This window comes from Streptomyces sp. NPDC087428, assembly GCF_044744085.1.
In the GTDB taxonomy this organism is placed as follows: Bacteria; Actinomycetota; Actinomycetes; order Streptomycetales; family Streptomycetaceae; genus Streptomyces.
Genome location: NZ_JBIUXR010000006.1, coordinates 284,949 through 300,809 on the forward strand (window position 1 = coordinate 284,949; position 15,861 = coordinate 300,809).

A 15,861-nucleotide genomic window follows, 5' to 3' on the forward strand; every position below is an offset into this window, starting at 1 on the left:
CAGTCGCTGCGGTGGACCTGTGGGGATTTGAACCCCAGACCCCCTCGATGCGAACGAGGTGCGCTACCAGACTGCGCCACAGGCCCTTGCAACGAGTGAAACTTTAGCACCCTCACCGGGGTGCTCGGAAATCCGTTCCGCGCTGGTCAGCCGAGTCGGTGTCGCGGCGCGGGCGGAGGTCTCACTCGTTGGCCGCCCGGGGGCGGTCGTCCTCGTCGTACTGGTCGAAGAGGGGGGTCCGGCCCCGGTCGCGGGAGCGGCGGGACTGGTTGGTGCGCTGGCGTGGTGCCGGGTCCACGGGGGGTGCGGCAGGAGGTGCGGCGGCAGGCTGGGTGGGCTCCGCGGTGCTGGAGCGGGCCGCGCTCCAGGTCTCCGGGTTGCCGACCTCGACGCCGCCCGTGGCGCGCGGGGCGACCGGGGCGGTGACGTAGGTCGGCAGCGGGACCGGTACGGGCTCCCAGCTGTCGCCCTGGACCCGGCCGCGTTCGCGCTGCTGGTCCACCCACTCCGCGTGGTCCGTCTGCTCGACCAGGGCGCGGCGGCCGGCCTCCTGCGGGGAGACCGTGGGGGTGGGCTCGGGGACCGGGTGGCGCGCCTCGGGGTCCTCGTCGGACTCCGCGGGGGCCGTCGTGGCGGGCTGGTGCCTGCGCGGGCGGTTCTCGCGGAGCCGCTGCGCCGCCACCTCGGCCCGTCGCCGGTCCATGGTGAAGGCGAACCTGCGCCGCTCCTGGGCGCGCAGATGCACGATGTACGTGCTCAGCAGCACCGCCGGAACAGCGGGGGCCCAGAGGAAGCCGAGGCCGCCGACCGCCGCGACGACCGCGCCGAGCGTGAAGGCGAGGAAGAGGACGACGGTGGTGCGCCGACGGCGTGCGAGGACCTGCGTGCGCTGCGCACGCCGGGCTCGTTCCGCGTCGATCCCGCCGGGGCGCGAACGCGGGCGCCGGTCGGGTGCGGGGTCGGAGGGGGATGCCGGCCGTTCCCGGGCCAGGGGCTCCTTCGGTGCGCGCTCCGGCATCCGAGCCGGGTCGTGCACCCGGGCCTCGGTGTGCGCCGGAGGCGCGGAGAAGTTCCGGACGTCGACGGAATCCATTCGATCCGTGCTCACGTCCGGCTCGGCGTCGGGCGCCGCCTCATCGTCGGTGCGCTCCAGGCCCTTGGCATACCGCCGCTCCATGGCCGCCCGTCCGGACAGCAGCCGGATGGCGGTACTGAAGCGTTCCGTCGGACGGGCTTCGTTGAGCTCGTCCTGCCTGCGGAGCCACATCGGCACCAAGTAGGCGGCCCAGGCCCCGACGATGACTGCGTAGATGAGGCCGCTGCTGCTCACATCTCACACCGTAGAGGGGTTTGCCTGGAGGCATCCGCCAATTGGCGCGGTGTGTCGCGCGATCCGGCTGATATCACGGACTTTTTTTGTGATTGTTCGGATCAGCAGTCGGCGTTTGCCTGTCTGTTAGCAGTCAAACAGCGATCAATTTCGAACACACATTTCATTTAGTGTGATGTTCAGGGTGCTCCGGCCGGGCCCGCCGCCACCTCCGGAGCAGCCCGTCGGGCACCTCCTCCGCGGTGAGCGCGTAGATCAGGTGGTCCCGCCAGGCCCCGTCGATGTGCAGATAGCGGGGCCGGATCCCTTCCTCACGGAATCCGAGTTTCGCCACCACCCGCCGGCTGGGCGCGTTCTCCGGGCGAATGCACACCTCGATCCGGTGCAGTCCGACCGAGCGGAAACAATGGTCGACGGCGAGGGCGACCGCGGTGGGCATCACCCCGCGGCCCGCCACCTCCTGGTCGACCCAGTAGCCGACGTGGCCCGAGCACATCGAGCCCCAGGTGATCCCGGCGACGGTCAGCTGGCCGACCAGCCGGCCCCGGTACTCGATGGCGAACGGCAGCATCCGCCCGGCGTGGGCCTCGGACCGCAGATGACGGATCATCTGCCGGTACGTGGGGCGCTGGGCCACCGGGCCGCCGGGGGCGGGCGGCGGCACGGTCGCCTCCCAGGGGCGCAGCCAGTCCCGGTTGCGCCGGTTGACCTCGCGCCACATGTTCTGGTCGCGGAGCTTTATCGGCCGGAGGGTGACGTCGCCGTCCACCAGGGTCACCGGCCAGGTCGGGACGTTCAGCTCGGGCTCCCGGGTCGGGGGTGATCGCCGCCGCGGAGCTGGTCGACGGCGTGCACCAGGATTCGGGACAGGACGGCGAGCCCATCGCGCACCCCGCCGGTGGAGCCGGGCAGATTGACGATGAGCGTACGTTCGGCCACACCGGCCACACCGCGCGAGAGCGCGGCCGTGGGGACCTTGTCCCGGCCCTCCGCGCGGATCGCCTCGGAGATGCCGGGGATCTCGTAGTCCAGGGCGTTGCGGGTGACGTCGGCGGTGCCGTCGGTGGGCGAGATGCCCGTACCGCCGGTGGTGACGATGACGTCGTACGCGGCGGCCACCCCGTCCCACAGCGCCCGCTCGACCGGTTCTCCGTCCGGGACGACGCGCGGACCGTCGACGGTGAAGCCGAGCCCGGTCAGCGCCTCGGCGATCAGCGGGCCGCCCTTGTCCTCGTAGATCCCGGCGGCGGCGCGGTTCGACGCGGTCACCACGAGGGCGCGGTAGCCGGTGGAATCCCTCACCGGGGCGCTCACGCGTCCGCCCCGGCCTGCGCGGTGCGGCGGTAGTCGCCGGACTTGCCGCCCGACTTCGCCTCGACCCGGATGTCGGTGATGACCGCGGCCTTGTCGACCGCCTTGATCATGTCGACGACGGTGAGCGCGGCGACCGACACCGCGGTCAGGGCCTCCATCTCCACGCCCGTGCGGTCCGTGGTCCTCACGGTCGCGAGGATCTCCACGGCGTCGTCGGCCACGCTCAGGTCGACCTCGACGCCGGAGACGGCGAGCGGGTGGCAGAGCGGGATCAGGTCGGGGGTGCGCTTGGCCCCCATGATCCCGGCGATGCGCGCGGTGGCGAGGGCGTCGCCCTTGGGGACCCCTTCGCCCCGGAGCAGTTCGATGACACGCGGCGAGACGAGGACCCGGCCGCTGGCACGGGCGACGCGCGCGGTGACGTCCTTCTCGGAGACGTCGACCATGCGGGCGGCGCCCGCCTCGTCGATATGCGTCAGCCTGTTCTGCGTACTCAACTAACTCCGCCTAGCGGTAGGGCGCCGGTTGCCCCTGGGCCGCACCGGGGTGCGGGCCCGGGGTCCGGGGGGTGTCCCCCGGAAGGCACAGCGGCAGATACCGTACCGCCACCCGGCGCCCGTCAGCGGATCAGGATCGCCTCGACGTCCGTGCCGGGCTCGGCGGAGGTGACGTCCTCGGGCAGCACGATCAGCGCGTCCGCCTGGGCGAGAGCGGCGATCAGATGCGATCCGGAGCCGCCCACGGGCGTGACGGTGCCCGCCTCCGCGTCGTACGTCCCGCGCAGGAACTGCCGCCGTCCGGCGGGCGAGGACAGTGCCTTGTCGCAGGCCAGGGTGGCGTTGACGGTCGGGCGGTTCACGTCCTGAAGGCCCATCAGGGTACGGATCGCCGGCCGTACGAACAGTTCGAAGGAGACGTAGCTGGAGACCGGGTTGCCCGGCAGCGCCAGCAGCGGGGTGTGGTCGGGGCCGATCGAGCCGAAGCCCTGCGGCTTGCCGGGCTGCATGGCGAGCTTGCGGAAGTCGATGCCGCTCCCGGGCTCGTCCTCGTCGCCCACCGAGGACAGTGCCTCCTTGACCACGTCGTACGCGCCGACGCTGACGCCACCGGTGGTGACGACGATGTCGGCGCGGATCAGCTGGTCCTCGATCGTGGCGCGCAGCGTCTCCGCGTCGTCGGTGACGGCACCGACCCGGTAGGAGATCGCTCCGGCGTCGCGCGCGGCGGCCGTCAGCGCGAAGCTGTTGGAGTCGTAGATCTGGCCGCCGGTCAGTTCCTCGCCGGGCTGGACCAGTTCGCTGCCGGTGGAGATGACGACGACGCGCGGCCGGGGCCGCACCTTCACCGTCGAACGGCCGATCGCCGCGAGCAGCCCGATCTGCGGTGGCCCGACCACCGAACCGGCGCGCAGCGCCAGATCGCCCGGCCGGACGTCGCTGCCGCGGTCCCTGACATGGGCGCGGGCCTCCACCGGGCGGTGGACGCGGACCTCGCCGCCCGCGCCCTCCGGGGCGTCGCTGTGGGCGCGCATCTCGGCGGCGGGGCCCTCGCCCGTGCCGCCGTCGGTCCACTCGACCGGGATCACGGCCTCCGCACCGGCCGGCAGCGGGGCGCCGGTCATGACGCGGGCGGCCTCGCCCGGCCCCACCCGCTGGTCGCCGAGGAGTCCGGCGTCGCCCGCCGCGACGTCACCGATGACGGTGAGGACCGCGGGGAACTCCTCGGTGGCACCCTCCACATCGGCGACGCGGACCGCGTAACCGTCCATCGAGCTGTTGTCGAAGGGGGGCAGGGCGATCTCCACCACGACGTCCTCGACCAGGACGCAGCCCTGCGCGTCGTGCAGTTGCAGCTCGATGGGTTCGAGCGGCTTCACCGCGGCGAGAATGTCTTCCAGGTGCTCGTCCACCGACCAGATCGTGCTGCTCAAGGTCTACATCTCCTCGGTGACGTAACTGCGGAGCCAGGTCCGGAACTCCGGGCCCAGATCTTCACGTTCGCACGCGAGTCTGACAATGGCACGGAGGTAGTCGCTCCGGTCACCGGTGTCATAGCGGCGGCCCTTGAAGACGACGCCGTGCACCGGGCCGCCGGTCTTCTCGTCCTCGGCCAGCAGTTGCAGGGCGTCGGTCAGCTGGATCTCGTCACCGCGGCCGGGCTCGGTCCGGCGCAGTATCCCGAAGACCGCGGGGTCCAGGACGTAGCGGCCGATGATGGCGAGGTTGCTGGGCGCGTCGGCCGGCTCCGGCTTCTCGACCAGGCCGGTGATCCGCATCACATCACCCTCGGCGGTGGGCTCGACGGCCACGCAGCCGTACTGGTGGATCATCTCGCGCGGGACCTCCATGAGCGCGACGACGCTGCCGCCCTCGCGCTCCTGGATCTCCACCATGCGGGCCAGCAGCGGGTCGCGCGGGTCGATCAGGTCGTCGCCGAGGAGGACGGCGAACGGCTGGTCACCGACGTGCGGCGCCGCGCACAGGACCGCGTGCCCGAGGCCGCGCGGGTCGCCCTGGCGGACGTAGTGCATGGTGGCGAGGTCGCTCGACTCCTGGACCTTGCGCAGCCGTTCGGCGTCGCCCTTACGGGTGAGCGCGGACTCCAGCTCGTAATTGCGGTCGAAGTGGTCCTCCAGGGGACGCTTGTTGCGACCGGTGATCATCAGTACGTCGGAGAGTCCGGCGGCCACCGCCTCCTCGACGACGTACTGGATGGCAGGCTTGTCGACGACAGGCAGCATCTCTTTGGGAGTGGCTTTGGTGGCCGGCAGGAAGCGGGTACCGAGGCCCGCCGCCGGAATGACAGCCTTGCTGATCCTGGGGTTCGACTGAGTCATGCGCAGAACCTTAACCGGCGTACATGGGCGGAAGATGAGTCTCCGGTTAACTTTGTACTCATATATGCCAGTACGAGAGATCTGTGGGTGCCCCGTTGAACGACGACATGTCCGCAAAGGCGCTGCTGCGGCGTGAACTGCTCGCCGCACGACGCCTCCTGACCGGGGAGGACGTCGAACGGGCCGCCGCGGTTCTGGCCCGTCGCGCACTCGCTCTCCCCGAGCTCTCCGGGGCCCGTACCGTCGCCGCGTACGTCTCGGTGGGGCGCGAGCCGGGCACCCGGGCCCTGCTGGACGCGCTGCGCGCACGGGGCGTCCGGGTGCTGCTGCCGGTGCTCCTGCCGGACAACGACCTGGACTGGGCGTCGTACGAGGGCGCCGGGAGCCTGGCGAAGGCCGGTCGCGGGCTGCTGGAGCCGGACGGGGAGCGGCTCGGGCCCGACGCCGTCCTGGACGCCGACGCGGTACTGCTGCCGGGCCTCGCGGTGGACGAGCGCGGGATGCGGCTCGGCCGCGGCGGCGGCAGCTACGACCGGGTGCTGGCCCGGCTCTCTGCGGCCGGGGCGCGCCCGGCGCTGATCGTCCTGCTGTACGACGGCGAGGTGGCCGCACGGGTCCCGGAGGAACCGCACGACCACCCCGTGGACGCGGTGGTGACGCCGGCGGGCTCGCGGCGCTTCAGCGACGGCTGACGGACCACGGGCCCGCCCGCCGCCAAAGCCTCTACGGCTTCAGGGTCAGCGTGTCCGTCGTCGAGCCGGTCACCGCGTTCGTCCCGTAGGACCAGTCGAGCAGCTCACCGTTGACCCACTTGTCCGTCTGGTCGGTGTAGTGCGCGCTGAACGCGTGCCCGGAGGCGCCGGTGAGGTTGATCCAGCGGGACTTGTCCCAGTCCCCCACGTTGACGACCATCCGCATCGACGGAACCCAGACGACCTCGTAGCCGCCGGCCGCGTTCCAGCCGGTGGCGTCCACCGCGGCCTCGCCGCCGCCGAGGTTCCACGGTCCGCGGTTGAGCGCCCGCTGGAGCAGTCCGGGCCCTTCCGTACCGAGGGTCTGGTTCTTCAGGGTCAGCTGGTGCAGCCGGCCCCAGTTCCAGGTGGTGATGTCCTTGCCGAGCTTGGCCGTCAGCTCCCAGCGGGCGTCCTCCATGGCACGGGCGAAGAGCTCCTCGCGGTTCCCGGTCGCCTTGTCCTTGCGGTTCGCCGGGGCCTTCCACCAGTCGCTGTCCGGCTTGTCCATGAGGTTCTCGACGACCTGGTACCAGCGGTCACCGCCGTCCGGCTGCGCCGAGTCGGGGGCACGCTGGCCGCATTCGCGTACCAGCCTGTCCTGCTCGTCGACCGGGCCGGAACTCTTGGCCGGGGGCACGTTGAGGCATTCGCCCTTGACGCGCATCTCCTTGGGCAGCTTGTCGCCGAAGGCAAGCTTGAGGATGTTGCGCCAGACCGCGTTGAAGTACGCGGCCGCCGCCGAGTCGGACTCCTGGGTGTAGTCCCAGCCCTCCAGCAGCTTCTGCGCCTCCCGGACGTCCTTGTCCGAGATGTTGATCTTCATCAGCTCGGGCACCAGCAGTGTGGCGATCTCGCTGGTGTTGTCCATCTGCATCTTCTGCATGTCGTCGGTCGAGATCTTCCCGCCGCCCTTGATCTTCGACTGGATGAGGTCGTTGATCCGCTGGCTGCGGGTGCCGTAGCCCCAGTCCTTGGTGAGCATGTACGGGTACTTTTCCTCGTCGATGACCGCCTGGTTGGCGGTGACGATGTACCCGCGCTTCGGGTCGTACTCGTACGGCAGCTCGTCGAACGGGATCGGGTCCTTCTTCCAGCCGTACGCCGAGGACCAGCCGGGGCTGGGCATCGTGCCGTCGCCGGACTTGCGGACCGGGATCTTCCCCGGCGCCTGGTAGCCGATGTGGCCCTTGGTGTCGGCGTAGATGAGGTTCTGCGAGGGAACCTCGAAGTGCTCGGCCGCCGCGCGGAAGGTCGTGAAGTCCTTGGCGCGGTTCAGCTCGAAGACCGCGTCCATGGACTTGCCGGGCTCCAGCGCGGTCCACTTCAGCGCCACCCCGTAGCCGTCCGCGCGGTCCGGGGCGGCGTTGGTGACCGGCGCTTTCTGGCCGACCTTCTCCAGCTCGCCGCTGCGGTCGGAGACCAGCGGACCGTTGTTGGTCTCACGGACGGTGATGTGCCGGTCCCTGCCGCCGGCGACCTTGATGGTCTCCTCGCGGGTGACGAAGGGCTTCACCTTGCCGTCGTACTGGTAGCCGTCCGCCGAGACCTTCTCCAGGAAGAGGTCGGTGACGTCCGCGCCCAGGTTGGTGAAGCCCCAGGCGATGTTCTGGTTGTGGCCGATGATCACGCCCGGCATCCCGGAGAACGTGTAGCCGGCGGCGTCGTACTTGCAGGTGGCGGAGAGGCTGCGGCAGTGCAGCCCCATCTGGTACCAGAGCGAGGGCAGCTGCGGCGCCAGGTGCGGGTCGTTGGCGAGCAGCGGCTTGTCGGTCGTCGTGTACTTGCCCGAGACCACCCAGGAGTTCGACCCGATGCCGGTGCCGTTCGGGCCCAGCAGCGAGGGGATCTTGTCGAGGGTGTCGGAGAGCGCGCCGAGCTGGGTGGTGAGACCCTCGGTGGCGCCCTGCACGGTCGACGAGCCGAGGCCGTCGGACGGCGCCGTCTGCGGGTCGAACTTCCCGGTGGCCGGGGAGATCGCGCCCTCGGCGACGATCGGCTTGTGCTTGTCGTACGGGTACGGCGGGTACAGGTCCTCGATCTGCTTCGCGTCGAGCCTGCTGGTCATCAGCGAGCGGTCGATCTCGTCCTGCATGTTGCCGCGGAGGTCCCAGGCCATCGCCTTCAGCCAGGCGACCGAGTCGACCGGGGTCCACTCCGTCGGCTTGTAGTCGTTGGTGAGGCCCAGCGCCGCGTACTCGACGGAGATGTCCTTGCCGTCGCGGCCCTTGAGGTAGGCGTTCACCCCGTCCGCGTACGACTGGAGGTTCTTCTTGGTCTCCGCGGACAGGACGTGGTCGTACTCCTCCTGGGCGACCTTGCGCCAGCCCAGCGTGCGCAGGAAGGAGTCCGTCTCGACCTGGCCGGACCCGAACATCTCGGAGAGCCGGCCGGCCGTCATGTGACGGCGGACGTCCATCTCCCAGAAGCGGTCCTGTGCCTGGACGAATCCCTGGGCGCGGAACAGGTCGGCGTCGGAGTCCGCGTAGATCTGCGGAATGCCGTAGCTGTCGCGCCTGACCTCGACATCGCTGTCGAGTCCGGCGAGCTGGGCGGTCCCGTTGGTCTGCGGGTACGAGGCCCGCACGGTGGATACGGACCAGTACGTGCCGTATCCGATACCCGCGACAAGCGCCAGCACCAGGACGATCACGATCAGGCGGGCGCGTCGCCCCTTCTTCTTGCGCGGCCTGCCACCGGCGGAACCGGTGGAGCCGGAAGAGGCGGTTGTGTTGGCGGGCATCGCTGTCCTTCGAGGGGCAGGGTGGTCCTGGGAGTGCAGGAGCAACCATAGGCGCAGCGCCGGAGCCCCTCTGACGCGGTATGGGGATGGTTCGAATTGCGTAGCGGTCGCACGAGTACTCGAACGCATCAAGAAAGCGTTAAAGATTAGGTAAGGTAACGAAGTACCGGCCACCGGAACACGATCCGGCAGGCGCTCGCAGGGAAGGACCGGCCACTGACTGTCCACGCGCTCAACGAGCTCCTGCTCGTCTGCTCACTTGTCCTGCTCGTCGCGGTGGCGGCGGTCCGGATCTCGTCGCGCAGCGGGCTTCCCAGCCTGCTCCTGTACCTCGGCATCGGGGTCGTGATGGGGCAGGACGGGCTCTTCGACGTCAAGTTCGACAACGCGGAACTGACGCAGGTCATCGGGTACGCGGCCCTGGTCGTGATCCTCGCCGAGGGCGGCCTCGGCACGAAGTGGAAAGAGGTCAGACCCGCACTGCCCGCGGCGGCGATGCTCTCCACGGTCGGCGTCGCGGTGAGCGTGGGCGTGACCGCCGCCGGAGCGCACTACCTGGTCGGCCTGGACTGGCGGCAGGCGCTGATCATCGGCGCGGTGGTCTCCTCCACGGACGCCGCCGCCGTCTTCTCCGTCCTGCGCAAGGTGCCGTTGCCCTCCCGGATCACCGGTGTCCTGGAGGCCGAATCCGGCTTCAACGACGCGCCCGTGGTGATCCTCGTGGTGGCCTTCTCGACCGTCGGTCCGGTGGACCACTGGTACGTACTGGTCGGCGAGATAGCACTGGAGCTGGCGATCGGGGCGGCCATCGGCATCGCGGTCGGCTGGCTCGGCTCGTTCGGGCTGCGGCACGTGGCACTGCCCGCCTCCGGCCTCTACCCGATCGCCGTCATGGCCATCGCGGTGACCGCCTACGCGGCCGGCGCCATGGTCCACGGCAGTGGCTTCCTCGCCGTCTACCTCGCGGCGATGATCCTCGGCAACGCCAAGCTGCCGCACTGGCCCGCCACCCGCGGCTTCGCCGACGGACTCGGCTGGCTGGCCCAGATCGGCATGTTCGTCCTGCTCGGCCTGCTGGTCACCCCGCACGACCTGCTCGACGACTTCTGGCCCGCCGTCGTCGTGGGCCTGGTGCTCACCGTGGTGGCCCGGCCACTGGAGGTCTTCCTCTCGCTGGCCCCGTTCCGATTGCCGTGGCAGGAAAAGGCCCTCATGTCCTGGGCGGGGCTGCGCGGCGCCGTGCCCATCATCCTGGCGACCATTCCGATGGTGTCCGGTATCGAGGGTTCCACCCGGGTCTTCAACATCGTCTTCGTACTCGTCATCGTCTACACCCTCATCCAGGGCCCGACCCTGCCCTGGCTCGCGAAGGCCCTCAAGATCGCCGACGACCCGTCGGAGGCGGCCGACCTGGGCATCGAGTCGGCGCCCCTGGAGCGGCTGCGCGGACATCTGCTGTCGGTGGCCATCCCCGCCAAGTCGAAGATGCACGGCGTCGAGGTCGGCGAGCTGCGGCTGCCCTCGGGAGCCGCGGTCACCCTCGTCGTGCGGGACGACAAGAGCTTCGTGCCCACCCCGCCGACGGTGCTGCGCCGCGGCGACGAACTGCTGGTGATCACGACCGATCCGGTGCGCGACGCGACCGAGGCGCGGCTGCGCGCGGTCGGCGAGGGCGGCAAGCTGGCGAGCTGGCTGGGGACCGACGGGAATCCCGGCACGGAGCCCTTCACCGGACCGCACGTCTCCAACGCGCTCAAGGCCGTGAAGAAACTGGGCCGGACGCCGGACGAGACGAAGGCGCACGAGACGACGCCCCGGGAGATGAAGACCCGCGAGACGAAAGCCCGTGAGGCGAAGACCCGCGCGGCCAGGACCCGCGGGGAGAAGGCCGGTGAAGAGAAAGCTCGTGAAGAGAAAGCCCGCGAAGAGAAGGCGCACCAGTGAGAACACGCCTGTGTTCTCAGGTAACAGAGGGTGACTGGCGCACAATCACAGGTACATCCGGAAACCTGCCTGTACCATGAAGGAAATCCGCCCAGGCTCCGCACGGCCGTGACGCACTCCGGTGCCGCATCGCCGTGCCACCCGTGTCGGGCAGTGACCGATCCACCCGCATTCGCTTTCACCGATACTCAACGATCTTGATCGACCAACTCTGCCTGACGCAGAGCTGGCGCGACCGTATGGCGGTCGTGGCGTCCTCCGCCTCTGCTGCGAGCGCCCGGCATCTACCGCAGTCCCGCGCGAAGAGGACAGCTCTCGGCAGCTCCTGACCGGGCCCGCACCCAGGTGCGGGCCCGCCCCGCAGGAGCACGGCCACCAGGCGGCAGAAAGGCATGGACCGTGGCGTCCACGGTCTCCGACCGCCCCGGATACGGGCAGTTGCTGCGCACCCCAGGTGCGTGGACCTTCCTCCTGCCGGGCTTCGCCGCACGGCAGCCCTTCGCCATGCTGACCATCGGCATCGTCCTGCTGGTCCAGCACACCACCGGCTCCTACGGCAGCGCGGGCGCCGTCGCGGCCGTGAGCGGCGTCTCCATGGCCCTGTTCGCGCCGCAGACCGGCAAGCTCGCCGACCGCTTCGGACAGCGGGCCGTACTGCTGCCCGGTGTCCTGGTGCACGCGGCCTCCGTGTCGGCCCTGACGGTGCTCGCGCTCTCGGACGCGCCGCTCTGGGCACTGTTCCTGGCGGCCGTGCCGACCGGTGCGTCCATCCCGCAGATCGGCCCCATGGTGCGCGCCCGCTGGGCGGCCGTACTCGGGGCCGCGCCCGGCCGTGAGGCCTCCCCCCTGATGTCCACCGCCGCCGCCTTCGAGTCGGTGACGGACGAGTTCACCTTCGTCATCGGCCCGGTCATCGCCACCGCCCTGTGCACCGGGGTGCATCCGGCGGCGGGGCTCATCGCGGAAGCCGCGCTGACGCTGACGGGCGGACTGTTCTTCGCCGCGCAGCGCGCCACCCAGCCGGCCGTGCGCGACGCCGGTCCCGCCGGCTCCCCGCGCCACGCCTCCGCCCTGTCGGTGCCCGGCGTACGCGTGCTCGCGGTCGCCTTCCTGGGGATCGGCGCGGTCTTCGGCGGCATGCAGGTCTCGCTGACCGCCTTCGCCGAGGAGATCGGCAGCCCCGGCTCGAACGGGGTGCTGTACGGAATCTTCGCGGCCGGCAACATGCTGGCCGGGATCGCCTGCGGCGCCATCGCCTGGAAGACCGGGCCGCGGCGCCGGCTGATCGTCGGGTACACGGCACTGACCCTGACCGCGTCGGGCCTGTGGGCGGTGCACTCCGCACCCCTGCTGGCCGGGCTCGGCCTGCTGGTCGGCCTCTGCATCGCCCCCGCGCTGATCAGCGGCTACACGCTGGTCGAGGCGCTCATCCCGGCGTCCGCCCGGACCGAGGCGTTCACCTGGCTGACGGGTGCGGTCGCACTCGGGCAGGCGGCGGCCGTCACGGTCGCGGGTCAGCTCGCCGACGCCCATGGCGCGAGCACCGGATTCCTGGTGCCGCTGGTGGGTACGGTGCTGGCGCTGGCGACCCTGCTGGCGCTGCGTTCCAGGCTCGTGCCGAGCACTTCGGGACGGACCGTGGCACGTGGTATCGGTCACCGCGGGCCGGTCACGGTGGACTGATCCAGCGGAATACGTCACTATGGAGCGTCGTTAGCACTCATTGAGTCAGAGTGCCAGGAGGAACAAGTGCCGACCTATCAGTACCAGTGCACCGAGTGTGGCGAGGGCCTCGAAGCGGTGCAGAAGTTCACCGATGACGCCCTGACGGTGTGCCCGAACTGCGAAGGACGCCTGAAGAAGGTGTTCTCGGCGGTCGGCATTGTCTTCAAGGGCTCCGGTTTCTACCGGAACGACAGCCGCGGCTCGTCGTCGAGCAGCACGCCCGCACCGGCCGCCGCGAAGGCCTCCGGTTCCGGATCGTCGTCCTCGACGGGGTCGGACACCAAGTCCTCGGCCTCTTCGTCCTCGTCGACGTCCTCCTCCTCGGGTTCCTCGGCGTCTTCGTCGTCCTCTTCGTCCTCGTCCTCTTCGAGCGGTACGTCGGCCGCCTGAGCCGCCGGCCCACCTGCTTCGACCGGTACCCCGCCGATCCACTCGGCGGGGTACCGGCGTTTCCGGCCCCGCTACTGTGACCGCATGGTGAACGCAGAGATCGGTGTGATCGGCGGCTCGGGGCTGTACTCCTTCCTGGAGGACGTCACCGAGGTTCGCGTGGAAACCCCTTACGGAGAGCCCAGCGACTCCGTCTTCCTCGGCGAGATCGGCGGCCGCCGGGTCGCCTTCCTCCCCCGGCACGGACGCGGCCACCATGTGCCGCCGCACCGCATCAACTACCGCGCCAACCTGTGGGCACTGCGTTCGGTCGGCGTACGCCAGGTGCTCGGCCCGTGCGCGGTCGGCGGGCTCCGGCCGGACTACGGGCCGGGAACGCTGCTCGTGCCGGACCAGCTGGTGGACCGCACGAAGACCCGGGCCCAGACCTTCTACGACGGGGAGGCCCGTGCGGACGGGGTGGTGCCGAACGTGGTGCACCTGGGCTTCGCCGACCCCTACTGCCCCGAGGGGCGCAGGGTCGCGCTGGCGGCGGCGCGCGGCAGGGACTGGGAGCCCGTGGACGGCGGGACGCTGGTGGTCATCGAGGGGCCGCGCTTCTCGACCCGGGCGGAATCACGCTGGCACGCGGCGATGGGCTGGTCGGTGGTCGGCATGACCGGGCACCCGGAGGCCGTCCTCGCCCGCGAGCTGGGGCTCTGCTACACGACGACGACGCTGGTGACGGACCTGGACGCGGGCGCGGAGACCGGCGAGGGCGTCTCCCACGCCGAGGTGCTCAAGGTGTTCGCGGCCAACGTCGACCGGCTGCGCTCGGTCCTCTTCGACGCGGTGGCCGCGCTGCCCGCGGAGGCGGACCGCGACTGCCCGTGCGCACACGCCCTGGACGGGATCGACACGGGGATCGAGCTGCCGTAGGGCGTACGGGGGTGGGACGTACGGGGGTGGGGCGTACGGGGTGAGTGGGTTGTGCGGGTCGGGGCTCGGCGGCGGCGTGAGGCGCGGCGGGTGAGGCGCGGCGGGTGAGGCGCGGCGGGTGAGGCGCGGCGGGTGAGGCGCGGCGGGTGAGGCGCGGCGGGTGAGGCGCGGCGGGTGAGGGAGTTTTCCACATCGGCCGATCCGTCCACAGGGCTCAGCGGGAATCTCTCGGATGCCGGATCGTGAGGTCTGTTCATCGGGGCCACTCGGTTCCCCAACTCCCTCACCCCAGGCGGTGTTCGGCATGCGCTCACCCGGTTCACCCGACTCAACCGGCTCACCGAGCTCACTCGGCTCGCTCGGCTCACTCGTATCTCCGCGGTCCGCTGCCCCGTCCGGCTCTGCGTTGCCGTGTGCACCCGCGCCCGCGCCCTGCGGGGTGCCCGCGTTCCCGCCGCTGCGGGTGCGCGGGGGCGGCGGGCACCGGCTGTGGCGGGCCGCGTGGCGCCGGCGGCGGGCGATGGCTGCCGGGCTGGCACTGGCAGCTGCCGCGCTGGCCGCCTCGGGGGCCGGAGGGGGTGGAGGCGGGGGCGGTGACGCGGGACATGAAGCGGCCGGTGTCACAGCGGGTACGACAGCGGGCGCGGCACACACCGCCGGGACTGCGCGGGAGCGGGCATCGCTGCCGGTCCGGCTGGTATCGGCGCCGGTGCGGATCGCGGATGCGGCGACCGTGCGACTGCTCCGGCCCGGAGACCGCGTCGACGTGATCGCGTCCGCGGGGTCCGGGACCGACGCCCGGGTACTGGCGAAGAGCGCGCGAGTGGCCCAGGTACCGCAGCCGTCCACCGAGGGTTCGATGGAGAACGGGGCACTCATCGTGCTGTCCGTGCCGAGAGCCACGGCAGCGACGCTGGCGGGTGCGGGAGTTTCAGCCGGACTTGCGGTGATTCTGTGCTGATTCGTACTGACGAACCATCATGTCACCTGACAACACAACAGGATTGGGTTGTTTCTCCTTGTACTGCCGTAGGTTGCGGAGGAGTTCGTTCCCCTTACGGCACCCACGAAGGACGGCTCACCCTTGAGCGAGAAGAAGAAGGTCAATCTGCTGGAGGGCTTCAAGGCCTTCCTGATGCGCGGCAATGTGATCGACCTGGCGGTCGCCGTCGTCATCGGCGCCGCGTTCACCAACATCGTGAACGCGATCGTCAAGGGCGTCATCAATCCGCTCGTCGGCGCGTTCGGAACCAAGGACCTGGAGAACTACAGCTCCTGCCTCAAGGGCCCCTGCGTGACGGACCCGAAGACGGGCGAGGCGACGGAGGGAATCCGGATCCTGTGGGGTTCGGTGCTCAGTTCCACCCTCAGCTTCGTCATCACCGCTGCTGTCGTCTACTTCCTGATGGTCCTGCCGATGGCGAAGTACCTCGCCAGGCGCGCGGCGATGCTCGCGGCGAAGGAAGGCGTGCAGGAGACGCTGGAGGTCAGCGAGCTGGAGGTGCTGAAGGAGATCCGCGACGCACTGGTCTCCCAGCGCGGCGGCCCGACCGGGCTGAACCGTGGCGATGCCCCGGGGTCGGGTTCGGGTTCGGGTTCGGAGCAGGAGTAGGACACCGCCCGAGGCGGCCCTGTGCGGTAGCTCCTCTGCCCGGTCCCGGGGCGCGGAGTCAGATGTGGTGCGGCGGCTTCTCGTCGAGGAAGCGGGCCAGGTCGGCGGCGCTGCCGCCGGAGGGGCCCCGCTCGCCCCACCCCCGGTCCGTGTCGTCCGCGGACTGCTGGTCCAGCGGATCGTCGAAGATCAGCGCCGCTCTGGGCTCGGGCTCGGGCCGGTCCGACGGATCCGGCTTCGGATCACGCGGTCCGGGGGCGGGGGCGGTACTCATACCCCCAGGGTACGGCTGCGGCCGGCAGTGCGGCTGCGGCCGGC

General features: G+C 70.7%; 14 protein-coding genes, 1 tRNA gene and 1 pseudogene. 7 read left to right on the forward strand and 9 right to left on the reverse strand.

All coding sequences use genetic code 11. The annotated features are described in order from the left end of the window. Positions 1-12: 12 nt before the first annotated feature. The 7 genes from ACIO3R_RS15020 to galU all read right to left on the reverse strand — a co-directional run bounded on the left by ACIO3R_RS15020 (position 13) and on the right by galU (position 5,480). Positions 13-86, reverse strand: a tRNA-Ala gene (locus tag ACIO3R_RS15020). 95 nt (positions 87-181) lie between these two features. Next, positions 182-1,330 (reverse strand): gephyrin-like molybdotransferase receptor GlpR, encoded by a 1,149-nt coding sequence (gene glpR, locus ACIO3R_RS15025; RefSeq protein ID WP_402105888.1) that lies wholly within the window; start codon positions 1,328-1,330, stop codon positions 182-184. 163 nt (positions 1,331-1,493) lie between these two features. Continuing rightward, a complete protein-coding gene (locus ACIO3R_RS15030) occupies positions 1,494-2,108 on the reverse strand; it encodes a GNAT family N-acetyltransferase (protein WP_402105890.1) in 615 nt (204 codons plus the stop codon). 17 nt (positions 2,109-2,125) lie between these two features. Continuing rightward, positions 2,126-2,632: a molybdenum cofactor biosynthesis protein B gene (locus ACIO3R_RS15035; protein ID WP_402105892.1), complete on the reverse strand. Its 507-nt coding sequence runs from the start codon at positions 2,630-2,632 to the stop codon at positions 2,126-2,128. Between the two features lie 8 nt (positions 2,633-2,640). Further along, entirely contained in the window at positions 2,641-3,141 is a 501-nt protein-coding gene (gene moaC / locus ACIO3R_RS15040; protein WP_385025061.1) for a cyclic pyranopterin monophosphate synthase MoaC, read from the reverse strand. Positions 3,142-3,263: 122 nt separating this feature from the next. Then, a complete protein-coding gene (glp, locus tag ACIO3R_RS15045) occupies positions 3,264-4,574 on the reverse strand; it encodes a gephyrin-like molybdotransferase Glp (RefSeq protein ID WP_385347486.1) in 1,311 nt (436 codons plus the stop codon). Between the two features lie 3 nt (positions 4,575-4,577). Continuing rightward, positions 4,578-5,480, reverse strand: coding sequence for a UTP--glucose-1-phosphate uridylyltransferase GalU (galU, locus tag ACIO3R_RS15050; protein WP_385025067.1), 903 nt, complete (start codon positions 5,478-5,480; stop codon positions 4,578-4,580). 107 nt (positions 5,481-5,587) lie between these two features. Between galU and ACIO3R_RS15055 the strand changes: the two genes are divergently transcribed. Next, positions 5,588-6,172: a 5-formyltetrahydrofolate cyclo-ligase gene (locus ACIO3R_RS15055; RefSeq protein WP_402105894.1), complete on the forward strand. Its 585-nt coding sequence runs from the start codon at positions 5,588-5,590 to the stop codon at positions 6,170-6,172. Positions 6,173-6,203: 31 nt separating this feature from the next. On the opposite strand, the gene ACIO3R_RS15060 is transcribed toward ACIO3R_RS15055, so the two are convergent. Further along, positions 6,204-8,954, reverse strand: coding sequence for a penicillin acylase family protein (locus ACIO3R_RS15060; RefSeq protein ID WP_402105896.1), 2,751 nt, complete (start codon positions 8,952-8,954; stop codon positions 6,204-6,206). A gap of 276 nt (positions 8,955-9,230) precedes the next feature. Here ACIO3R_RS15060 and ACIO3R_RS15065 point away from each other — a divergent pair. The 6 genes and pseudogenes from ACIO3R_RS15065 to ACIO3R_RS15090 all read left to right on the forward strand — a co-directional run. After that, positions 9,231-10,661, forward strand: a pseudogene (locus ACIO3R_RS15065) (potassium/proton antiporter); the annotation flags it as partial. Between the two features lie 636 nt (positions 10,662-11,297). Next, a complete protein-coding gene (locus ACIO3R_RS15070; protein WP_385025076.1) occupies positions 11,298-12,581 on the forward strand; it encodes an MFS transporter in 1,284 nt (427 codons plus the stop codon). A gap of 66 nt (positions 12,582-12,647) precedes the next feature. Continuing rightward, a complete protein-coding gene (locus ACIO3R_RS15075; RefSeq protein WP_402105898.1) occupies positions 12,648-13,013 on the forward strand; it encodes an FmdB family zinc ribbon protein in 366 nt (121 codons plus the stop codon). 84 nt (positions 13,014-13,097) lie between these two features. Continuing rightward, the gene (locus ACIO3R_RS15080; protein ID WP_402105900.1) at positions 13,098-13,931 is read left to right on the forward strand and encodes an S-methyl-5'-thioadenosine phosphorylase; all 834 of its coding nucleotides are present in this window, start codon (positions 13,098-13,100) and stop codon (positions 13,929-13,931) included. A 439-nt stretch (positions 13,932-14,370) separates the two neighbouring features. Beyond that, a complete protein-coding gene (locus tag ACIO3R_RS15085; RefSeq protein ID WP_402105902.1) occupies positions 14,371-14,892 on the forward strand; it encodes a hypothetical protein in 522 nt (173 codons plus the stop codon). Positions 14,893-15,015: 123 nt separating this feature from the next. Beyond that, positions 15,016-15,543 (forward strand): MscL family protein, encoded by a 528-nt coding sequence (locus ACIO3R_RS15090; protein WP_402105903.1) that lies wholly within the window; start codon positions 15,016-15,018, stop codon positions 15,541-15,543. Positions 15,544-15,601: 58 nt separating this feature from the next. Here the strand turns inward: ACIO3R_RS15090 and ACIO3R_RS15095 are convergent, their stop codons facing one another. After that, positions 15,602-15,817, reverse strand: coding sequence for a hypothetical protein (locus ACIO3R_RS15095; RefSeq protein ID WP_385025087.1), 216 nt, complete (start codon positions 15,815-15,817; stop codon positions 15,602-15,604). Between the last annotated feature and the right edge of the window lie 44 nt (positions 15,818-15,861).

Coding starts and splice junctions, on each gene's coding strand:
- galU (WP_385025067.1), bottom strand. CDS start 5,480: ATGACTCAGTCGAACCCCAGGATCAGCAAGGCTGTCATTCCGGCGGCG.
- ACIO3R_RS15055 (WP_402105894.1), top strand. CDS start 5,588: ATGTCCGCAAAGGCGCTGCTGCGGCGTGAACTGCTCGCCGCACGACGC.
- ACIO3R_RS15060 (WP_402105896.1), bottom strand. CDS start 8,954: ATGCCCGCCAACACAACCGCCTCTTCCGGCTCCACCGGTTCCGCCGGT.
- ACIO3R_RS15080 (WP_402105900.1), top strand. CDS start 13,098: ATGGTGAACGCAGAGATCGGTGTGATCGGCGGCTCGGGGCTGTACTCC.
- ACIO3R_RS15095 (WP_385025087.1), bottom strand. CDS start 15,817: ATGAGTACCGCCCCCGCCCCCGGACCGCGTGATCCGAAGCCGGATCCG.